Genomic DNA, 18593 nt, shown 5'->3' with positions numbered 1-18593 from the left:
ACCGCGGCGTGACCGCAGACGCATTCATTTCCTCTGGCGGGGTTCGCCTCGCCGTTCCATCCAACTCAAGGAGATCATCATGACCAATCCGAAGCTCGAAGTCCTGACCCCGCAGAACAGCCAACTGATCATCATCGACCATCAGCCGCAGATGGCGTTCGGCGTACAGTCGATGGATCGCCAGGCGCTGAAGAACAACACCGTGGGTCTGGCCAAGGCCGCCAAGATCTTCAATATCCCGACCACTATCACCACGGTGGAGACCCATGGCTTCTCCGGCTTCACTTATCCGGAACTGCTGGATGTGTTCCCGGACGCACCCTTGCTGGAACGTACCTCGATGAACTCCTGGGATGACCAGAAGGTACGCGATGCCCTGGCTGCCAATGGTCGCAAGAAGGTGATCGTCGCCGGACTGTGGACGGAGGTGTGCAACAACTCCTTCGCCTTGTGCGCCATGCTCGAGGGCGGCTATGAAATCTACATGGTGGCCGATGCCTCGGGCGGCACTTCCAAGGAAGCCCACGACTACGCCATGCAGCGCATGATCCAGGCCGGTGTGGTGCCGGTGACCTGGCAACAGGTATTGCTGGAGTGGCAACGTGACTGGGCTCGCAAGGATAGCTACGACGCCGTGATGAAGCTGGTGAAGGAACACTCCGGCGCCTACGGCATGGGCGTGGACTACGCTTACACCATGGTGCACAAGGCGCCACAACGTACTGCCAACCAGCACGAGATCCTGCCGGCCGTGCCTGCTCGCTAAGCAGCCAGAGGGTCAGGTCACCACGACCTGACCCTTGCCTGCACAGGGCTGCCGGCGCCCGGTGCAACCGGGATATGCACCGGGTTCCAGGCAACCCCTCCGGCCTCTTTGTTCCTTGCCTTCAGGCGGAGACGACTCATGAAGCGACGTACTTTTCTCAATACCCTCAGCGGTGCGATTGTCGGTGCGGCGGCCGCGCCGGTGATCGCTGCCACGGGCAAGCACACTCAACACAAAGGCAGAGCCATGTCCGCAGATATGATCCTCATCAACGGCCATTTCCATACCGTGGACCGCAGCCTGCCGCAGGCCAGCGCGGTTGCGATCAAGGACGGCAAGTTCCTGGCCGTGGGTGAGAAGACCGAGGTGATGGCCCACCATGGTGACGCCACCCAGGTGATCGACCTCAAGGGTCGCACCGTCATCCCCGGTCTGAACGACTCCCACCTGCATCTGATCCGCGGTGGTCTGAACTACAACCTGGAACTGCGCTGGGAAGGCGTGCCTTCGCTGGCTGATGCCTTGCGCATGCTCAAGGACCAGGCCGACCGCACGCCCAGCCCGCAGTGGGTGCGCGTCGTGGGGGGCTGGACAGAGTTCCAGTTTGCCGAGAAGCGCTTGCCGACCCTGGCAGAAATCAATGCCGCAGCACCTGATACGCCGGTGTTTATCCTGCACCTCTATGACCGCGCGTTGCTCAACCGCGCTGCGCTCAAGGCCGTGGGCTACACCAAGGACACACCCAACCCGCCGGGTGGCGAGATCCAGCGCGATGCCGCCGGCAACCCGACCGGCATGCTGATCGCCAAACCCAATGCAATGATCCTGTACGCGACGCTGGCCAAGGGGCCGAAGCTGCCGCTGGACATGCAGGTCAATTCCACGCGCCAATTCATGCGTGAGCTGAACCGACTCGGGGTGACCAGCGCGATCGATGCCGGTGGTGGCTTCCAGAACTACCCCGAGGACTACCAGATCATCGAGCAACTGGCGAAGGAGCAGCAGCTCACCATCCGCATCGCCTACAACCTGTTCACCCAGCGCAAGGGCCAGGAGCTGGAGGATTTCCAGCAGTGGACCGATATGGTCAAGCCAGGACAGGGCGATGATTTCTTCCGCCACAACGGCGCCGGCGAAATGCTGGTGTTCTCGGCGGCCGACTTCGAGGATTTCCTTGAGCCCCGGCCTGACCTTGCCGCCGGCATGGAGGGCGAGCTGGAGAAGGTGGTCCGCCATCTGGTCAGCAACCGCTGGCCGTTCCGTCTGCATGCCACCTACGACGAATCCATCAGCCGCATGCTGGACGTGTTCGAGAAGGTCAACCGCGATATTCCTTTCGACGGCCTGCACTGGCTGTTCGACCATGCCGAGACGATCACCCCGCGCAATATCGATCGGGTCAAGGCCTTGGGTGGCGGCATTGCCATCCAGCATCGCATGGCGTTCCAGGGCGAGTATTTTGTCGACCGTTATGGCATGGATGCGGCCAAGCACACCCCGCCGATCAAACGCATGCTGGAAGCAGGCATCCCGGTCGGCGGCGGCACCGATGCCACGCGTGTCGCCAGCTACAACCCCTGGACCGCGCTGTACTGGCTTTCATCCGGCCGTACCGTGGGCGGGCTGCGTCTGTACGACGCCGGCAGCAAGCTCTCGCGTGAGACCGCATTGCAACTGTGGACCCAGGGCAGTGCCTGGTTCTCCAGCGAGCAGGGTAAGAAGGGCCAGATCAAGGTAGGGCAGTTGGCCGACCTGGCAGCCCTCTCGGCCAACTTCTTCAGTGTGGATGAAGAGGCGATCAAGTCCATCGAATCGGTCCTGACCATCGTGGGCGGCAAGATTGTCTACGGCGCGAACGACTTCAGCCCGTTAGCACCGCCACCGCTGCCGGTCGTGCCGGAATGGTCGCCGGTGACCAAGGTGCCGGGCCACTACCGTAAGTCCGCCACCGCCAAGCAACAGGCCCATGCCGCGATTCCGCACCAGTGCAGCGGACCGTGCGGTGTGCACGCCCATGCCCATGATGCGGCGCGCCGCTCAGACGTGCCGGTATCCGATTACAACGGCTTCTGGGGTGCGTTGGGTTGTTCCTGCTTTGCCTTCTAAGAGAGAACCATGTTGAACCTGAAAGTATTGATGGGCCTGGTGCTCTCCTTCGTGGTCGGTGTGGGCTGCCAGCTGGCCCATATCCCTGTGCCCTCGCCACCCGTGCTGAGCGGCGCGTTGCTGGTCTTCATGATGAGCCTGGGCTACTGGCTGGTGGACCGCTATCTGGCGAGGAAGCCGGCCGAGCAAAAGCGCAACTGTGGCGGCCATGACCTGGGCAAGGGAGCGCAGCCATGATCTCGCTGTTGATCGGCGCCGTGCTGGGGACGGCGGTAGGGGCCTTGTGCCGCTGGCTGGATATCCCGTCGCCGGCACCACCTTCGCCTATCGGTGCATTGCTGGTGGTCGCGATGAGCGCCGGCTTTGTGCTGGCCGGGCACATCGCCCTGTAAGCACCTGCAACACGCAGCGCGCTGGCATTGCCGCCGGCGCGCCTCTCTCTCTGCCAGGAAAGTCTACTCGTGAAAAAACTGCTCGCCACGCTCGTGCCCAAGGCCGACTTCGGCCTCTTGTTCCTGCGGCTGACGGCTGCGCTGCTATTGTTCTATGCACATGGCTTGCCCAAGCTGCAGCATTTCGACAATGAGCTGCAGCATATCGACGATCCCCTGAATGTCGGCCGTGGCCTGACCCTGGGTCTGGCCCTGTTTGCCGAGGTGCTGTGTCCGGTAGCGATTGCTCTGGGTCTGCTGACCCGGCTGGCGACCGTGCCGGTGCTGGTGCTGCTGATCGTCTCCATCCTGCTGGTGCACCCGGAGTGGAGCATTGCGGAGGGGCAGTTTGCATGGTTGCTGATCATCGTCTTTGGCAGCATCGCGCTGGCTGGTCCCGGCCGTTACTCGGTCGATGCCCGTCTTGCTGCCAGAGGGTAGGAGATGACCGTGAATCGAAACACCTTGATGGGCAGCCTGCTCGGCTTTACCGCAGGCTATGTCGATACCGTTGGCTTCGTGGCGATGTTCGGGCTGTTCACCGCCCATGTCACCGGCAACTTCGTGCTGATCGGCGCCGAGCTTGCTCAACCGGGGCGCGGCGTGCTGCTCAAGTTGCTGGCTTTTCCGGCCTTTATCGTGGCTGTCGCCATCACCCGGCTGCTGACCCTCTCGCTGGCGCGTCGCGGCAAACCGATGATGCGGCCGGTGCTGGCGCTGCAGATCGTGTTCCTGACCGGCTTCATGGTGCTGGGCCTGATGGCCTTGCCGATCAAGGATAGCGCGGCGCCACTGGTGCTCCTGGCGGGTGTGCTGGGCGCCGCCGGCATGGGGGTGCAGAACGCTGCCAGCAAGCTGGTGTTCAGCGAGCTGACCCCCACCACGGTCATGACCGGCAATGTCACGCAACTGGTGATTGATCTGGTCGACCTGGTCCGCGGCTCGGCAGATGCAGCGGTGCGCGCGCGGGCCAGCAAGTTCTTCTGGCCCATCCTGGCGTTTGGCTTGGGCGCCATCGGTGGCGCCTTCGCCTATGTCTATCTCTCGTTCTGGGCCATGTTGTTGCCACTGGGTCTCCTGCTGGTCCAGCTGATCGCCTCGTCCGGTGAAGCATGAGTCAACGCAGCCATTATCCGGGTCCGCTGCCAGGCGCGTCCCTGGTCGCCGTTTTGCTGTTCGGTATGGCGCAGGCCGATGACAGCGTGACGATCTACGGCCGTCTCAATCTCGTGGCCGAAGCGATACGCGTGCAGGGTGCGGCAGCCAGCGTCAGCCAGGGGCGGGTCAGCAACAATCGTTCGGTGATCGGCTTGCGGGGTGAGGAGGCGCTGGGGGAGGGGCTGAAACTGGTCTGGCAGATCGAGAATGCCGTTGCGCCGGATGCCGCCGACAGCGCCGGCTTTGCAACCCGCGATAGCCGCCTGGGTTTGAGCGGCAGCCTGGGGACGGCATTCGCGGGTAACTGGACACTCCCCTATACGTTGGCGACGCAAGCCTTCGATCCCTTCTATCCGACCACCGCCGGCTATATGAGCCTGATGGGTAACGGTGCAGCGCCGACCGCGAGCAACACCAGCAATACCGTCGCTTTCGACCGGCGGCAGCAAAATGTGCTGCAGTACTGGACGCCGGCCTGGCAGGGCTGGTCCGGCAAGCTGGCGCATGGCGTGGGAGAGGAAAAGCAGCACAAGCCGGGTAGCGACCCCCGGCTCTGGTCGGCCACGATCAGCTACGAGGACGGTGATCTGGCGCTGGTCCTGGCTCATGAGCGGCACATCGATTATCAATTCGCGGATAGTCACGATATGGCCAGCAAGGCAGGTGTCAGCTATCGCCTCGGGAATACGCGCATCGCGGGTGTGGTGGAACGCCTGCGTTACGAGACCGCCACGGGTTCCCTGGCGAGGAATGCCTGGTATGCCTCGGCGACCCACCAATGGGGGCCGTGGTCTCTGCGCTTTGCCTATACCCGTGCGGGTGAAGGGGAGGGGGAGGCCAAGGGGGCTGTCGGCGGTTTGCGGAGCGGGCCGGATACCGGTGGCAGGCAGATTAGTTTTGGGGCTGAGTATGGCTTGTCCCGGCGTACCTTCTTGCAGGCCTACTATAGCCAGCTGCAGAACGATGCCCGGGCAAGCTACGACATGGCCATCAACCGGCCGGGGGCGTCGCCCGGAAGCCGAACCAGCTTGCTGGCGGCAGGATTGCGACACAATTTCTGACCTCGCCAGTACCTGCTGGATTACGGATTTTGCCTGACTACACTTCATGGAGACTTGGGTTCGTCCCCCTCCGGCTGCATATAGGACCCAGCCAGGTCTTGGCCAACTCGTGGCCAAGACCTGCTGTACACCCTGAATCAATCCAACAACGATCCATCAGGAGAGCGTAATGGCTTTTTCACGACCACTGACCCGCACCCTGGCTGCCGCTGTTCTCGGCGCTTTCATGGCTGGTGCGCACGCCGCAGCCCCCCAGGTCCAGACCCAGGCGCCTGGCTACTACCGCATGGCGCTGGGTGACTTTGAAGTCACCGCCTTGTCCGATGGCACGGTAGAGCTGCCGGTAGACAAGCTGCTGACCAATACGACCACCAGCAAGATCCAGAAGGCACTGGCCTACTACTACCTCAAGACCCCGCTGATGACCTCGGTCAACGGCTACCTGATCAATACCGGCAGCAAGCTGGTACTGATCGATAGCGGTGCCGGCAGCCTGTTTGGCCCCACGCTTGGCAAGCTGGTGACCAGCCTGAAGGCGGCCGGTTATACGCCGGAACAGGTCGACGAAATCTACATTACCCACCTGCACCCGGACCATGTGGGTGGCCTTGCCGCCAATGGTCAACGTGTGTTTCCGAATGCGCTGGTCCGGGCAGAGCAGCAGGATGCCGATTTCTGGCTGAGCCAGGCCAACCTCGACAAGGCGCCCGCCGATAGCAAGGGTTTCTTCCAGGGGGCGATTGCGTCGGTCAAACCCTACCAGGACGCGGGCAAGTTCCAGCCCTTTACCGGGGATGTCGAACTGCAACCCGGCATTCATTCCCTGGTGACGCGCGCCCACACACCGGGCCACAGTACCTATGTGGTGGAGAGCAAGGGACAGAAGCTGGTGTTGTGGGGGGACTTGATCCACGTCGCCTCGGTCCAGATGGCGCAGCCCAAGGTGGCGATCCAGTTCGACAGCGACCCGAAGAACGCCGTCGTGCAGCGCAAGAAGGCGTTCGATGCGGCGGCCAAGGATGGCTACTGGGCGGCCGGTGCACACCTGGCCTTCCCAGGTATCGGCCATCTGCGTACCGAAGGTGCCGGGTACGACTGGCTGCCGGTGAACTACCAGAACGACCGCTGATCAGGCCGGCGGCTGCCAGGTCTGCCGCTTGCAGGCAGACCTGGCAGATTCATTGCCATGCTCGCTGCCGGCACCAGGCAGTCACCCAAGTCCGGGAGGGATCATGAAGCAGCTTGTCGGTGTTTACGGCGTGTTCATCCTGGGGGTGGTGCTGGGGCAACTGCACCTGGATGTCGAGCTGCTGGTACAGCCCCCGGTGCCCGCCGTTGAAGTTGCCAAATCCCGCCAACTCATGCCCGTGCCTGTTGCAGCCGCTGTCTGCGCAAGCGAACGACCAAGCTGCTGGGCGGGCCGCCGGCAGGTTTGACCGGGTCGCCCTCCTTACCCTTTAGCCCATCTTTCACCATCATGCCGACCACGCCCCTCATTGCTCGCTGGCCTAACCTCACACCGCTGAACATCGGCCTGCTGTTCCTGCGCGTGAAGGCGTCGGCGCTGCTATTGGTCGTGCATGGCTTGCCCAAGCTCACGAATTTCCATGCTGAGCTGCAGCGTATCGACGACCCACTGGGCATCGGTCGCGGCCTGACGCTCTGCCTCGCCATCCTGGCCGAGGTCGTCTGCCCCCTCCTGATCATCGCCGGGGGATTCACTCGTCTGGCCTGCCTGCCCATCATCATCCTGTTGCTGGTATCCATGCTGCTGGTTCACCCGCAGTGGTCGCTGCTCGAAGGGCAGTTCGGCTGGCTGCTGCTGATCATCTTCATCGCCCTGGCATTGACGGGCCCCGGCCTGTTGTCGCTGGATGGCCAGGTCATCCATCCCTTGCGCCGCCGTAGCAGCGACAAGACCTGAAGCACCTTCCCACCGATTCCTGCCCGGCTTGGCCGGGCAGGGCAGGGCTCATTGCCGGCTAATTGCTTACATATATGGAGGAATGAAATCCTATTTGGATGGCTAATAAAAGTAATTGCGCCCGCGTAGACTGGTTTCCATGGCAGCACGCATTACCCCGCGACGCCAACGGGTCAATCCGGGCAGCGTCACCAACCGATTTTCAATTCGAATGGAGTTTCATCATGTCGCAATCCCAAGTTCTGAATGGCCCAAGCCGTTTTGCTCCGCTGATTGGCCGTATCCTGATGGCCGCCATCTTCCTGCTCAGCGGCGTCAGCAAGATCGCCGGTCCGGCTGCCACCAAGGGCTATATCGCCTCGGCCGGCCTGCCGTTCCCTGATCTTGCTTACCTGGTTGCCGTGGTCGTGGAAATCGTCGGTGGCATCCTGCTGCTGGTCGGCTACCGTACTCGTATCGTCTCCCTGGTGCTGGCCGCCTTCACCGTGGCAGCGGCATTTGGCTTCCATAGCAACCTGGCCGACCAGAACCAGATGATCCACTTTCTCAAGAACCTGGCCATGGCCGGTGGTCTGCTGCAAGTGGTGGCTTTCGGTGCCGGCTATTTCAGCCTCGATAACCGCAAGCCAGCCTGATCCGGCAAGCCTGGTAGTAAAAGAAAAGCCCCGCCTGGCGCGGGGCTTTTGCATTGGAACGGGCCTGGTCTTCGATCAGGCCCAGTTTTCGATCATGCCATCTGGCGCTTGAATATCCAGTTGCGATTGGCGCTCTGGTCTGGCGCCTGCATCAGCTCCCAACCCTGGGCGCCGAGCTTGTTCAATTCCTTCACCACCACCTCGGAATAGGCCTGTAGCCGCTCTTTCTCCCGGCCACCAAAGCTGCGGGCGACGTTCTCGGCCTCGACGTGAAAGGTGGTACAGACCATGTACTCAAAACGTTGCATAAAACGGTGCTCCAAGGCGTTGCGCCTGATGCTGGGTGTACGACAGGATAGTCGTACACCATGGTCAATCGCGGCATCACGCTGCCAGCTTAGAGTCCATTCGAGGCCCTGGATCAGGCATGGGCTCGAGCCCATCATAGGCGCATGGCCGCTGAAGTCACGCTAATACGCGGCGGCCTGCTAGCCGGCGGGTCGTATCGCTATGTCATCCGCATGGCTGCTGCTTTGTGGTGCGAGATAGGGGCTTGTTGCCATGTGCTGGTGCGGGAGTGTCGGCGATGCTGAAGTGGAACATCCCTGCAACAGGTAGAAAGTTTTCAAATGAAAACAAGGGAGTGGGAAAAAGTTCCGTATGTCGTGCGAACAAGGCCCAAGGATTGCTTAGAGAGGCATGAGTCCGTTCCCTGCAAGTTGAAGTCGAGTCCCCATGCATCCAGCAATGCCCACCGGTTTCTATCTTAGCCGCCTGAACCAGCCCACCCAGAACCCGGCCTGCCGTACTGCGCCATCGGTGACTGAGCGCCTACCGGGTGGCGGCCTGCCGCCCAGCCCGGAACGCACACAACTCGCACGGCGGGCCGTGCTGTTCGCCCGCTGATCCTGCTCAGCTCCGCACTGTGGCCCCCAGCCAGGTTCCGAGCTTCGCTGCCATGATCGACGCATCCACTTCGTCTATCGTCCTGCCCAGGTTCAGCGTACCGCGCCGGCCGGTGATGATTGCGACCGTGTAGGTATCGGGCCAGCCATGGCGTTGCGCATGGCGCCGTATCTGCACCGCCTGTACATCGTTGAACAGGGCCAGCAGCTTGTCGATGCCCGAGATGGTCCGTTTGCGTTTGTCGATGATCAGCACACGGTTGCTGCCGCGCACGATGAGCTCATGCTCGCTCTCGCGCACGACTTCCATATCGCCTTCGTCATCGTCGAATATCGTGAATTCGGCATAGCTCTCGCTCGGCACAGAATCGACCTCCGTCGCCTTGAAGCAGAAGTAGGCGATGGCAAAAGGCAGATCAGCGCGCCGATCCAGGAGTAGAAGGCGACAATCAGCGCCATCGCCACAAAGAAGCTGGCAGCAAGGTAGTTCATGGACAGATCACTTATCAAAAGGCCATAGGCCGCGGTCAACGCCGCGCATGATAGCGTTTGTGATCGTGTCGTGCTGCCCTTGGATCAGAGGGGGTCGTCGCGCTTCGATTGCCGATAGAGGCTCAAGCTCAGGCTTGCACCGGTTGCTGCCGCCAGGGCTGCGATCAGGTAGATCGGGGCGTAGCCCGCGTGGTGTGCCACCAGGCCTGCGACAGGCCCGGTCAGACCTAAAGCGAGGTCGAGGAATAAGGAGTAGGCACCGAGCGCCGAGCCACGATTGGCAACCGGTACGCGCTTGACTGCTTCCATCCCCAACGAGGGGAAGACCAGCGAGAAGCCCAATCCGGTGATGGCCGCACCGGCCAGCGCTTGGGCGGCAGAACCTGCGGTCCAAAGCAGACCCAGACCTAGTACCTCAATGGCGAAGGACGCGATCGCCACCTTATAGCCGCCAAAGCGATTGATGCTATCGGCAAATATCACGCGGGTGAGGATAAAGCAGGCGCCCAGCAGGGTCAGGGCCAAGGCAGGGTTGGCCCAATGCTCGTTGGCAAAATACAGCGTGACGAAGGCGGTGATGGAGCCAAAGCCCATGGAGCCGAGACCAAGGCAGAGGCCGAACGGCAGTACCCGGCTCATGACCTGCGTAAACGGCAGCCGCTTGCCATGCTCGGGCGTGACCGGCAGTTTGCGCCAGACCAGCAGCAAGCTGATGGCGCTCATCGCCAGGGTCAGTACACCCAGTGAGACAAACCCTGCCTGGCCGTTCAGCAAGACGCCCAGCGGTGCGCCCAGCGCAATCGCGCCATAGCTGGTGATGCCGTTCCAGGAAATGACCTTGCCGGTGTGCGCCGCACCGACCCGGCCGATGCCCCAGGTGATCGTTCCTGTCGTCACCAGGCTCTCGCCTGCGCCCAGCAGCAGGCGGCTGGCCAGCAGGAGAACCAGGCTTGGCGCCGGCTGTGCCGGGAACAGCGCGGCAACGATGCCCAGGGCGCCGCTGGCAGCACAGAAACCCAGACCCACGGTTACCGAGCGCTTGGGGCCGTGTACATCGCACAGGCGACCGGCGTGGGGCCGGCTGAGCAGTGTGGCCAGGTACTGCACGCTGATGGCCGCACCCGCCAGTACGGTGCCGTAGCCCAGCTCGTTATGGACATAGCCCGGTACGACGGCCAGCGGCAGACCCACCGCCAGGTAGGCGATGAAGTTGAAGAAGATGATGCCGATAATCGGCCAGGTGATGGATTCCGGCCGGTTGGACTGGCTCATGGGTGGCAGCTCGCTGGTGCTTGTCGCCGGACACTATCCGGGTAACAAGACAGCCTGATGAGGGTGGGGCAGGGCATTGCGGAGTCTGTTCGGCAAGGTGGGGCTGGCAACCGTGATTGTAGGCGGTTTGGCAGGCGGATGAACTTGGGGTATCCCTTGATCCATCGGGTCATTAGCAAGTAGATCTGCCGATGGGTCCCGTGCGGTGCCGGATATCACGCCACTGCCTTGCGCGTCTTCTGCTAACTTCCTATTTCCACATCCGTGCGAGCATCCCCAGACCATGAAATCCGCATTCCTGATCATTGATGTCCAGCAAGCCCTGTGTGCCGGTCCGTACGCCATGTTCGATATCGACCAGGTTGTCGACAGGATCAATGCAGCCGCCGTCCGCGCCAGGCAGGCGGGTATTCCGCTGGTGTATATCCAGCATGAAGAAGCCGATGGCCCCGTGGCGTTTGGTTCCGAGGGCTGGCAGCTTTACTCGCGTCTCGATGTGCGGCCGGAAGACCGGATCGTCCGCAAGACCACCCCCGATTCGTTTTTCCGCACCGAACTCCATGCCTGGCTGCAATCGCAAGGCGTAGAGCACCTCGTCGCCTGCGGACTGCAGAGCGATTACTGCGTGGACTCCACCGTTCGCGGTGCCCTGGGCCATGGTTACTCGGTCACGCTGCTTTCGGATGCGCATTCCACCCTGGACAACGAAGTCCTTACCGCCGCTCAGATATCGGCACATCACAACGCCACCCTGGTGAATATCGGTGGCTATGCGGGGCAGGTCAAAGCCGTCAAGGCGGCGGAATGGCAGATCGCGTGAGGCACTACCGGCAGATGGGCAAGGACCGGGGCGCGGCAGGTACGCACTGAGCCATGGACCCACGCAGGATCGCCCCCCTGAAGCGCAATGCCCTGGCGGCGACGGTGGCCCTTGTCGCTGGCCTGGGCGCGGTTGTCTGGCTGAAATCCGCCCACCGTCCTGCCGAGGCAATCGAGGTGGCGGAATCTTTCCTGGCCCATATCGAGGCCCGGCAATTCCCGCAGGCCTACGCACTGACCCTGCAACGCGGCCCCGTGGGCGCGACGCTCCCGGCGTTTGAAGTGACTTCCCTCAGGGAGACCTGCGGCCCGGTCAGGCTTGTCAGTACTTCGCCTTACCAGTCCAAGGGCAACCGGCTGCGCAGAGGGTTGTCAGGCGCGACGGTCGAAATGCCTGAAGTGCGGGTGGAATTCGAAGGGGCTTGCCTACTGGGCGTGACCGTCAGCCATACCGAGGACTACGGGTGGCGTGTGGCCAAGTTTGCGCGGCATGCGGGGTGACAGGATCACCCCGCTTTGCGCGGTTTATATGTCAATCGTAGAACTTCTCATAAGGCACGGTCTTCACCACCGGCTTCTTGTTGCCGCCCTTGATCACCAACCGGGTCACCACCTGGCCGTTCGTGGCCTGGCAGCCAGTCTCGAAGCTGCGGGGCTCGGATATCACCCTGGCGCCCTGGCTGATCTTGCTCCAGGCGGTCATCCAGTCGCCGCAGCGGGCCTTCTTGTCATAGTTGCCCGGTTCCGGCCCGACGACCACCTGGTAGAGGCCATCGCTCAGCCTGCATTGCCGCTCGACCGTCTGCAGGTCGCCGATATGGGTATTGTCTTTTGCCGTGACCAAAGACCAGGGGTCCCAGGCGCCTTCCGAAGGATTGCCGGTGTCGGCCTTCGGTGGGTCGGGCGAGAGGTAGTAGCTCAGCACCAGTTCGTCCAGGGCGCGGTCGCACTTGTAGCCGACCAGCTTGTACGGTGTGGCGGCTTGGGCGCTGGTGCAGGCCAATAGCAGCGAAAAGGCGATCAGGAAATACAGACGCATGCTGCCCTCGTTTCGGTTCTGTCGCGCAAGGCGCCTGGCACCGCCAACACCTGCGCTTGTCCGTGGTGTTGCGGTGCAGCATATCGCTAGTTGTCGCTGTTTCAGTAACTTACGTGAACGGCAGTCGCAGAAATGTCCAAGCTTTGTTGCGCGGCTTACACAGCGCAATGGTTTGTGCAGGTCCGGTTCGATATGCCTGGACGGCATGGGGTGAGCGAGCGCTTGCCTTGTCGGGGAGGGCGGCGGGCTATGGTGCGGGTGCGGCCTTGGTAAACCCGCTAGGGCGACGTCGGGTGCAGGTCACCTGGTAGTTCTCCTTGCTGCCGGCATTGCTGATGTTCACGTCGCAATCGAAGTCTGCGCCACCATTGGCTGCCTTTGCATCGCGCATGATCTGCATTACGCGCGCCTGTGCCTTGGCGCGGGCGGCTTCCCGTTCTGCCGGGGTATGGCCTTCGACTGTCCAGGATTCGTTCACCACCTGGTTCGATTGCGGCTCGGCAGCAGATACCGGCAGGCAAAGCAGGGCGGGTAGGGCGAGCGCGATAAGACGGCGCATTGAGTCTCCTTCTGGCGGCAGCGGCGGCGGGTCGCCTTGGCCATGTCGTGTGTGTGGGGCGCCGCGCGGAGCCGGATTGTTCGTCATTCGGGCGGGCGCTGGCAACAGCGCCGCCCGCATTATTTCGTTTGTCGGCTCATGGCAGAGACGGTCGCTTCAAATTCGGCAAAGCGCGCATCCAGGCGCTTCAGTTGGGCGGCCTTGTCTGCCGCACTCAGGAATGACAGCCGGATGCTGTTGTAGACCACTTGCTTGAGCACCGGGTAGCTGGGTTTGTAGCGGCTGGCAAACATCAGGTATTCGTTGCTGATGGTGCTGCGCGCCACGCCGGCGTCATCGGTGGAGATCACCACCGGGACCCCCTGCTGCAGGTAGAGGTTCACCGGGTGAGCCTGGTTCAGGATGCCCAGTATCATGGCATTGCTGCTGAGGTTCACCTCCACCGCGATCTGCTTTTGCTTCAGTGTGCGCAGCAGTGCGTACGGCTGGTCCTCGTGGCTGATGTCCACGCCGTGGCCGATGCGCTGGGCGCCGGCTATCACGACCGCCGTGCGGATGTGATCGCGCAGTCCTTCGGGCGGCACCATGCCCAGTGCCAGTTCACCGGCATGCAGCGAGAGGCGGGTGTCTGGATACTTCTGCTTGAGATAACGCAGCATGCGCATATGCAGGCTGTAATCACGCATCGCCACCACGCCGTTTTCGGGGCCGAGGAGATTGACGCCCACAATCAATGGATTGTCCTGCGCCGCGACGAAGGCGCTGTACAGGCCGGAGAAGACCGTGGCCGGCGGGTTGCCCCGGTTGGTATAGCTTTGCAGCCGCAATACGAAATCGGCGTCGTCGATGCCCGCTACATTGGCAACCTGCTCTGCCTTGTAGGTGGCAATCTTCTTCTGGAAGCCCTCATTCTGGCTGAGATAGGCGTAATACTCGTCCAGCACCTTGCCCAGGGTGGCGTCGTCTACGTTCGGGGGCAGGGTATTGAGCTGGTCGATGACCGCGGCTTTGGCGCTCTTGTCGATCTTGGGTGCGCTGGCCAGCATGCTCTCGATGTACTGCAGGTTCTCCGCCTTGGCACGCTGCTTGAGCTGTTGCAAGCCTTGCTGGTAGGCATTGCCCACCCCGCCGAAGTATTCGAAGGTATTGAAGAATTGCAGGTCGGGTGGCGGCTGATCGTGGCTGTGGTTGTCGTAGTCCTTGGTGGACCAGCGCGTCAGCAACTGCCGATAGAAGGGTGTGTCGTTGCGCACCGCGGCGATGCTCAGGCACTCCTTGTCCTTGGGTGCGGATGCCGGGCGTGTCTCGACCAGGAAATCTGCCCGGTAGATGCAATAGCCTTGTTGTTCGGCCCAGTCGAGATAGGTCTCGGCATACACGGCGCCGACGTAGTGGTGGTGCAGGTCGCCGCCCTTGGGCAAGAGGGTCATCAGCAGGTTCAGCTCAGCCAGCTTTGCGCCGGGCCCTGCCAGCAGGCTCTGATAGTAGGCGCGGGTGGCCTGGTAGTTGTGTGTGGCCGTGCCGCGGTTGTCGGCATGTGCCGTTCCCAGCATGCCAACCAGGCATAGCGCCATGCCGAATTGTCGTGCGAGCTTGCTCATAGCTTCCCCGTTTTGTTCTGTCCCTGTCCTGGGCGCGAGAAGACGAGACTACCCGCGCCGGCTGCAAGCGCAGTGTAAGCAAGTTGTCGTGACGTGGGGATGAATAATGGGGATATCTGCTGCTGGATAGGGCCGATGCGGACTCAGGCAGGGGCAGCTTGCTGCCCGGGCTGTTGTCGCCAGCGCAGGGCGAATTGTTCGATCGCCACGCCGGCCAGCACACAGGCCAGGGGCATGATGGGTTCGCGATAGCGGAATATCACGTAGAACAGCATATGCACGGCGGTGTAGCTGGCGATGGCGATCCAGAGCAATGTGATATTGCGGCCATTCGGTACCCCCTGTTCCGCCTTGTGCCGACGCAGGCCGAGGCTGGGGAGACTGCCGATGGCTGCCAGCAGGATCAGCAGGTATTGCGCCAGCCATGCGCCGCGTACCAGCGTCTCGGCGCGCCCGCCGGGCTCGGTACCCTGGTGCCAGGGTGGGGTCCAGAAGTAGGCCGCCTTGCGTACTGCCAGGCTCAGGAAGCGGACAGGATCGGCGGCTATCCAGTCCAGCGCGTCCTGCCGCAACGTGGCCGATGCCTGGACTTCGCCCTGCTGGCGCAGTGCCGCCCAGCTTGTACCGCGCGGTGTATCGGCGATGGACACGAACATGCCGGTCGCTGCCGGATTGTTGCCCAGGTAGAGGTTGAAGCCGCCGTTGGTATTGAGCAACGGCGTACCGAGTACCTCGGCATTGCGCAGCCACCACGGCGTGATCACCAATAGCGCAGCCAGCAGCGCTGTCGCCGCGATACGCAGTGTGTGGCCCAGGCGGGCGGGGGTCAGGATGATGGCGATGCCTGCTGCGCCTGCCAGGGCGAGCCCGGCATTGCCGGTCAGGGCGATGAGGCCGAACAGCAGACCACAGAGGAACGCCCGCGGGTAGCTCGCGCGCCGCCCCAGTTGCAGGGCCAACCAGAGGCCGCCCAGCATCAGGGGCGTGAGCAGGTTTTCCTTTTGCAGGTAGACCACATGGACGGCGGCGGGCAGGTAGAGCGCCCATAGCCCGGCGGCCAGCAAGCGGCCGAGGCGATTGGCACCGGCTTCCCGTGCGATGCCGTAGCAAAGCAGGATGCTGATGCCGCCGAGTGCGACATGCGCAAGGCGGACCCAGAGCAGGTTCTCACCCAGCAGGCCAAACAGTGGCGCCAGGATGAACGCGGGATAGCCCATGTTGTACATGGCCCGGTTGCCCATATGGTCGACCAGGCCTTGGCCATGCACGAGATTGCTGGCCATGCTCTGGTAGGCGATCTCGTCGCCTTCCGGCACGTGGTCATAGGCCAGCATGGCCGCCAGGCGCAGCAGCAGGCCCGTCGCGAGGATCAGCCACAGCCAGTGCTGCTCACGCAGACGATGCAGCATGTCAGCTACGCCCCACCAGCAGGACACCCAGGCTGATCAGGAACACACCGATGGTTCGTGTTGAATTCACATTCTCTCCAGCCGCAAGGCCGATCAGAACGGTCAGCACAAAGCCCAGGCCCACCAGCGGGTAGGCTTTGCTGACATCCCATTTGGACAAGACGCCCAGCCATACGATGGCACCAATACCGTAGAGCATAAAGCCGCTCAGTACAAAGGGATTGGAGAGCACTGTCAGTGCTGTCCGCAGGGTGTAGGGTGCCGCCATCACTTCCCTGACCGCAACGCTGCTCATGCCGGCCTTGAGTGCAAACTGGGCGGCGACTGACAGCGCAATACTCATTAAGGCGACAAATACGGTGCTCACGTCAGCATCCCCAATGCAACAAAATGGGCCAGCAAGGTTGTCAGGACCAATGAGCAGACGGTGATCCGGCTGCCGCGATCCTTCATGGCAAACAGGACCGGGTCATCATGCATTTCCCCGCGGGCGGTCTTGATCCAGAGGCGGCCCAGCCAGTAGACCAGGCCGAAAGCGACCAACCATAGCAGTTGGGGGCTGGCATAGCGCGCCTGTGTTTCCGGCGCGCTGATGAACAGACCGAATACCACCACGGAGGACAGGGCGGCACCGACACCCAGCGGCCACAGTACGGTCAGGTCCGTCACCCGATAGTCACGTCCTTGCGTGGCGTGCTTGCCTCGCTGCTCCAGCAGTACCAGCTCCGAGCAGCGCTTGACCAGTGCCAGGCTCAGGAAGATGAAAGCCGAGAAGGCGAGCAGCCAGGAGCTGGTCGCGATCCCCAGCGCTACCGCTCCGGCCACGATGCGTAGGGTATAGAGCAAGGCCAGCATCAGGACATCCATCAGGACGTATTCCTTCAGCACCCAGGTATAGGTGCTGGTGAGCACCAGGTAGAGCAGCAGCATCGCCACAAAGCCTGGCGATACGGTGGTGGCGAGTACGAACGCGGTGGTCAGTGCCAGCCCGGCGACCGCGACTCCTTGAGGTATCGGAATCGCGCCGCTGGCAAATGGTCGTTGTCGCTTGCGGGGGTGGGCCCGGTCGTTTTCCAGGTCCCACAGATCGTTGGCGATATAGGTGGCTGAAGCCGCCAGCGAGAAAGCCAGGAAGGCCGTTGCCATCGCCACGAGTTTGCCGGGCTGCAGGAAGGAGAACGCGGTCAGCATGGGGACGAACAGCAGCAGGTTCTTTATCCATTGATGTACCCGTAGCGCACGCAGCCACAGGCTGGCGCCCGCCACTTCGCGGGGGAATTCCCGCTCGATATAGGTGTTGTCCTCTCTGACCGACCGCGCCACGCCACGCGAAACGCCCACCAGGATGGCGCCATGCGCCGCCTTCCAGATCGGCAGATCGGCCGCGCTGTCGCCGACATAGATGAAATCATCCCCCACCAGCTCGCGGATGGCATCGAGCTTGGCCGCGCCCTTGAGGTTGCGGTGCTCGTCGCTGCTGATGACATAGTCGAACAGGCCCAGGTGCTGGGCCGCGAGGTCGGCAATATCGTGATGTGCCGCGGTTGCCAGGACGATACGACGGCCCTTGGCTTTTTCCTCCTGCAGATATTCGATCAAGGCCGCTCGCCAGGGGAGGTCGATCACCGGCAGGTGGGTATGGGACGCAATGATCTGCTTGAAGCCGGCTCGGCCCAACATGAGCCACAGTGGCAGGCGGAACAGATCGAGCGGGTGCTGCTTGAGCAGGAGAATGACCGACTCCACCAGGGTGTCGGTCGGTGTCAAAGTACCATCCAGATCAACCACCAGGGTGGTCGGGTTTGCAGGATGGGTTACGGGGCTCGATATCATGCCCTGAGGCGGTTCCACCACCAGCGTATCGACGTCCATGCTTGCGCTCCATCAGGATTGCGGCAACCGCCGCAATCGGCACCCGAACCTCGCACCGGTTAGCGGCCGGCAAGGTTGCAGGTAGTCGAAATGACCATGGCACGAGGATCGACGTGTGTTTTGTCAGATCACCGGCACATCCGGCAGCAAGATTGCTGCCCCCTGGATACGAGCTTGAACCCGTTTTGATTTGACGCCCGGTTGGAGAGACGGGCCTGTTACGCGGAGAATATATACTCTGTTGCGTTACAGCATAGCGCGTTGCCTGCAAGCCGGCATCCTCCATATGGGGGATGGTTTTGCCTTTGGTCGAGAAAATGCGGATTCGCCTCGTCATTGCGAGGGGGGAGGGGCGTGATCGCTGCGTCATCGGCCCCCGTCTTGGCGCTGACGGCGTATCGAGGCTGCTTAAGGCGGGTCATTCGCCCCCTCATTATTTGTGCGCTGCCGCAATAAACCATCAGTGTTGATCACGTTTATTCATGGCCTGCCTGCTCATGGCATCACGGCTCTGGATGCTGGGTCGAGGGTGTTTTGTTTTTCT

At 62.2% G+C, this 18593-nt stretch carries 23 protein-coding genes; 14 read left to right on the top strand and 9 right to left on the bottom strand.

All coding sequences use genetic code 11. The features are described 5' to 3' along the window. Positions 1–79 precede the first annotated feature (79 nt). The 11 genes from ACYVHK_RS09795 to ACYVHK_RS09745 all read left to right on the top strand — a co-directional run bounded on the left by ACYVHK_RS09795 (position 80) and on the right by ACYVHK_RS09745 (position 8081). The gene (locus ACYVHK_RS09795; RefSeq protein ID WP_460530610.1) at positions 80–766 is read left to right on the top strand and encodes a hydrolase; all 687 of its coding nucleotides are present in this window, start codon (positions 80–82) and stop codon (positions 764–766) included. A 138-nt stretch (positions 767–904) separates the two neighbouring features. Then, complete coding sequence (locus tag ACYVHK_RS09790) at positions 905–2872, top strand: amidohydrolase (protein ID WP_460530607.1); 1968 nt, start codon at positions 905–907, stop codon at positions 2870–2872. Between the two features lie 9 nt (positions 2873–2881). Beyond that, on the top strand, positions 2882–3109 hold the full coding sequence (locus tag ACYVHK_RS09785; protein WP_460530604.1) for a DUF1427 family protein: 228 nt from the start codon (positions 2882–2884) through the stop codon (positions 3107–3109). Then, positions 3106–3264 carry a XapX domain-containing protein gene (locus ACYVHK_RS09780; RefSeq protein WP_460530601.1) on the top strand — a complete coding sequence of 53 codons (159 nt, stop codon included), beginning with the start codon at positions 3106–3108 and terminating at the stop codon, positions 3262–3264. The genes ACYVHK_RS09785 and ACYVHK_RS09780 overlap by 4 nt, the downstream gene beginning before the upstream one ends. 69 nt (positions 3265–3333) lie before the next feature. After that, positions 3334–3744, top strand: coding sequence for a DoxX family protein (locus ACYVHK_RS09775; protein ID WP_460530598.1), 411 nt, complete (start codon positions 3334–3336; stop codon positions 3742–3744). A 9-nt stretch (positions 3745–3753) separates the two neighbouring features. Continuing rightward, a complete protein-coding gene (locus ACYVHK_RS09770; RefSeq protein ID WP_460530595.1) occupies positions 3754–4419 on the top strand; it encodes a YoaK family protein in 666 nt (221 codons plus the stop codon). Continuing rightward, positions 4416–5522, top strand: a complete 1107-nt coding sequence (locus tag ACYVHK_RS09765; protein WP_460530592.1) for a porin — start codon at positions 4416–4418, stop codon at positions 5520–5522. The genes ACYVHK_RS09770 and ACYVHK_RS09765 overlap by 4 nt, the downstream gene beginning before the upstream one ends. Before the next feature lie 169 nt (positions 5523–5691). Further along, positions 5692–6651 carry an MBL fold metallo-hydrolase gene (locus ACYVHK_RS09760; RefSeq protein ID WP_460530588.1) on the top strand — a complete coding sequence of 320 codons (960 nt, stop codon included), beginning with the start codon at positions 5692–5694 and terminating at the stop codon, positions 6649–6651. 103 nt (positions 6652–6754) lie between these two features. After that, a complete protein-coding gene (locus ACYVHK_RS09755) occupies positions 6755–6958 on the top strand; it encodes a hypothetical protein (RefSeq protein ID WP_460530584.1) in 204 nt (67 codons plus the stop codon). Positions 6959–6999: 41 nt separating this feature from the next. Then, complete coding sequence (locus ACYVHK_RS09750; protein WP_460530581.1) at positions 7000–7446, top strand: DoxX family protein; 447 nt, start codon at positions 7000–7002, stop codon at positions 7444–7446. A gap of 224 nt (positions 7447–7670) precedes the next feature. Continuing rightward, positions 7671–8081 (top strand): DoxX family protein, encoded by a 411-nt coding sequence (locus tag ACYVHK_RS09745; RefSeq protein ID WP_460530578.1) that lies wholly within the window; start codon positions 7671–7673, stop codon positions 8079–8081. Positions 8082–8173: 92 nt separating this feature from the next. On the opposite strand, the gene ACYVHK_RS09740 is transcribed toward ACYVHK_RS09745, so the two are convergent. Next, positions 8174–8389, bottom strand: coding sequence for a hypothetical protein (locus ACYVHK_RS09740; RefSeq protein WP_460530575.1), 216 nt, complete (start codon positions 8387–8389; stop codon positions 8174–8176). A 427-nt stretch (positions 8390–8816) separates the two neighbouring features. Here ACYVHK_RS09740 and ACYVHK_RS09735 point away from each other — a divergent pair, with 427 nt between their 5' ends. Continuing rightward, the gene (locus tag ACYVHK_RS09735; RefSeq protein WP_460530572.1) at positions 8817–8987 is read left to right on the top strand and encodes a hypothetical protein; all 171 of its coding nucleotides are present in this window, start codon (positions 8817–8819) and stop codon (positions 8985–8987) included. Between the two features lie 6 nt (positions 8988–8993). Here ACYVHK_RS09735 and ACYVHK_RS09730 read toward each other — a convergent pair whose 3' ends face one another. After that, complete coding sequence (locus ACYVHK_RS09730; RefSeq protein ID WP_460530568.1) at positions 8994–9350, bottom strand: hypothetical protein; 357 nt, start codon at positions 9348–9350, stop codon at positions 8994–8996. Positions 9351–9562: 212 nt separating this feature from the next. Continuing rightward, positions 9563–10750, bottom strand: coding sequence for an MFS transporter (locus tag ACYVHK_RS09725; RefSeq protein WP_460530565.1), 1188 nt, complete (start codon positions 10748–10750; stop codon positions 9563–9565). Positions 10751–11033: 283 nt separating this feature from the next. On the opposite strand from ACYVHK_RS09725, the gene ACYVHK_RS09720 reads away from it, so the two are divergent. Then, entirely contained in the window at positions 11034–11570 is a 537-nt protein-coding gene (locus tag ACYVHK_RS09720; RefSeq protein ID WP_460530562.1) for a cysteine hydrolase family protein, read from the top strand. Positions 11571–11623: 53 nt separating this feature from the next. After that, positions 11624–12070 carry a hypothetical protein gene (locus ACYVHK_RS09715; protein ID WP_460530559.1) on the top strand — a complete coding sequence of 149 codons (447 nt, stop codon included), beginning with the start codon at positions 11624–11626 and terminating at the stop codon, positions 12068–12070. A gap of 31 nt (positions 12071–12101) precedes the next feature. Here the strand turns inward: ACYVHK_RS09715 and ACYVHK_RS09710 are convergent, their stop codons facing one another. The 6 genes from ACYVHK_RS09710 to ACYVHK_RS09685 form a co-directional block, all read right to left on the bottom strand. Continuing rightward, positions 12102–12608 (bottom strand): hypothetical protein, encoded by a 507-nt coding sequence (locus ACYVHK_RS09710; RefSeq protein WP_460530557.1) that lies wholly within the window; start codon positions 12606–12608, stop codon positions 12102–12104. A 247-nt stretch (positions 12609–12855) separates the two neighbouring features. Further along, positions 12856–13167 carry a hypothetical protein gene (locus tag ACYVHK_RS09705; RefSeq protein WP_460530554.1) on the bottom strand — a complete coding sequence of 104 codons (312 nt, stop codon included), beginning with the start codon at positions 13165–13167 and terminating at the stop codon, positions 12856–12858. A gap of 119 nt (positions 13168–13286) precedes the next feature. Then, a complete protein-coding gene (locus ACYVHK_RS09700; RefSeq protein WP_460530551.1) occupies positions 13287–14768 on the bottom strand; it encodes a hypothetical protein in 1482 nt (493 codons plus the stop codon). A 143-nt stretch (positions 14769–14911) separates the two neighbouring features. After that, on the bottom strand, positions 14912–16177 hold the full coding sequence (locus tag ACYVHK_RS09695) for an ArnT family glycosyltransferase (RefSeq protein ID WP_460530549.1): 1266 nt from the start codon (positions 16175–16177) through the stop codon (positions 14912–14914). 1 nt (position 16178) lies between these two features. Then, the gene (locus ACYVHK_RS09690; RefSeq protein ID WP_460530547.1) at positions 16179–16544 is read right to left on the bottom strand and encodes a DMT family transporter; all 366 of its coding nucleotides are present in this window, start codon (positions 16542–16544) and stop codon (positions 16179–16181) included. Continuing rightward, positions 16541–18049, bottom strand: coding sequence for a UbiA family prenyltransferase (locus tag ACYVHK_RS09685; protein ID WP_460530545.1), 1509 nt, complete (start codon positions 18047–18049; stop codon positions 16541–16543). The genes ACYVHK_RS09690 and ACYVHK_RS09685 overlap by 4 nt, the downstream gene beginning before the upstream one ends. Between the last annotated feature and the right edge of the window lie 544 nt (positions 18050–18593).

The sequence above is a fragment of the Chitinimonas naiadis genome (genome assembly GCF_054780835.1).
Note: the sequence above shows the minus strand (reverse complement) of the source record. Positions and strands in the feature narration are given on the sequence as shown.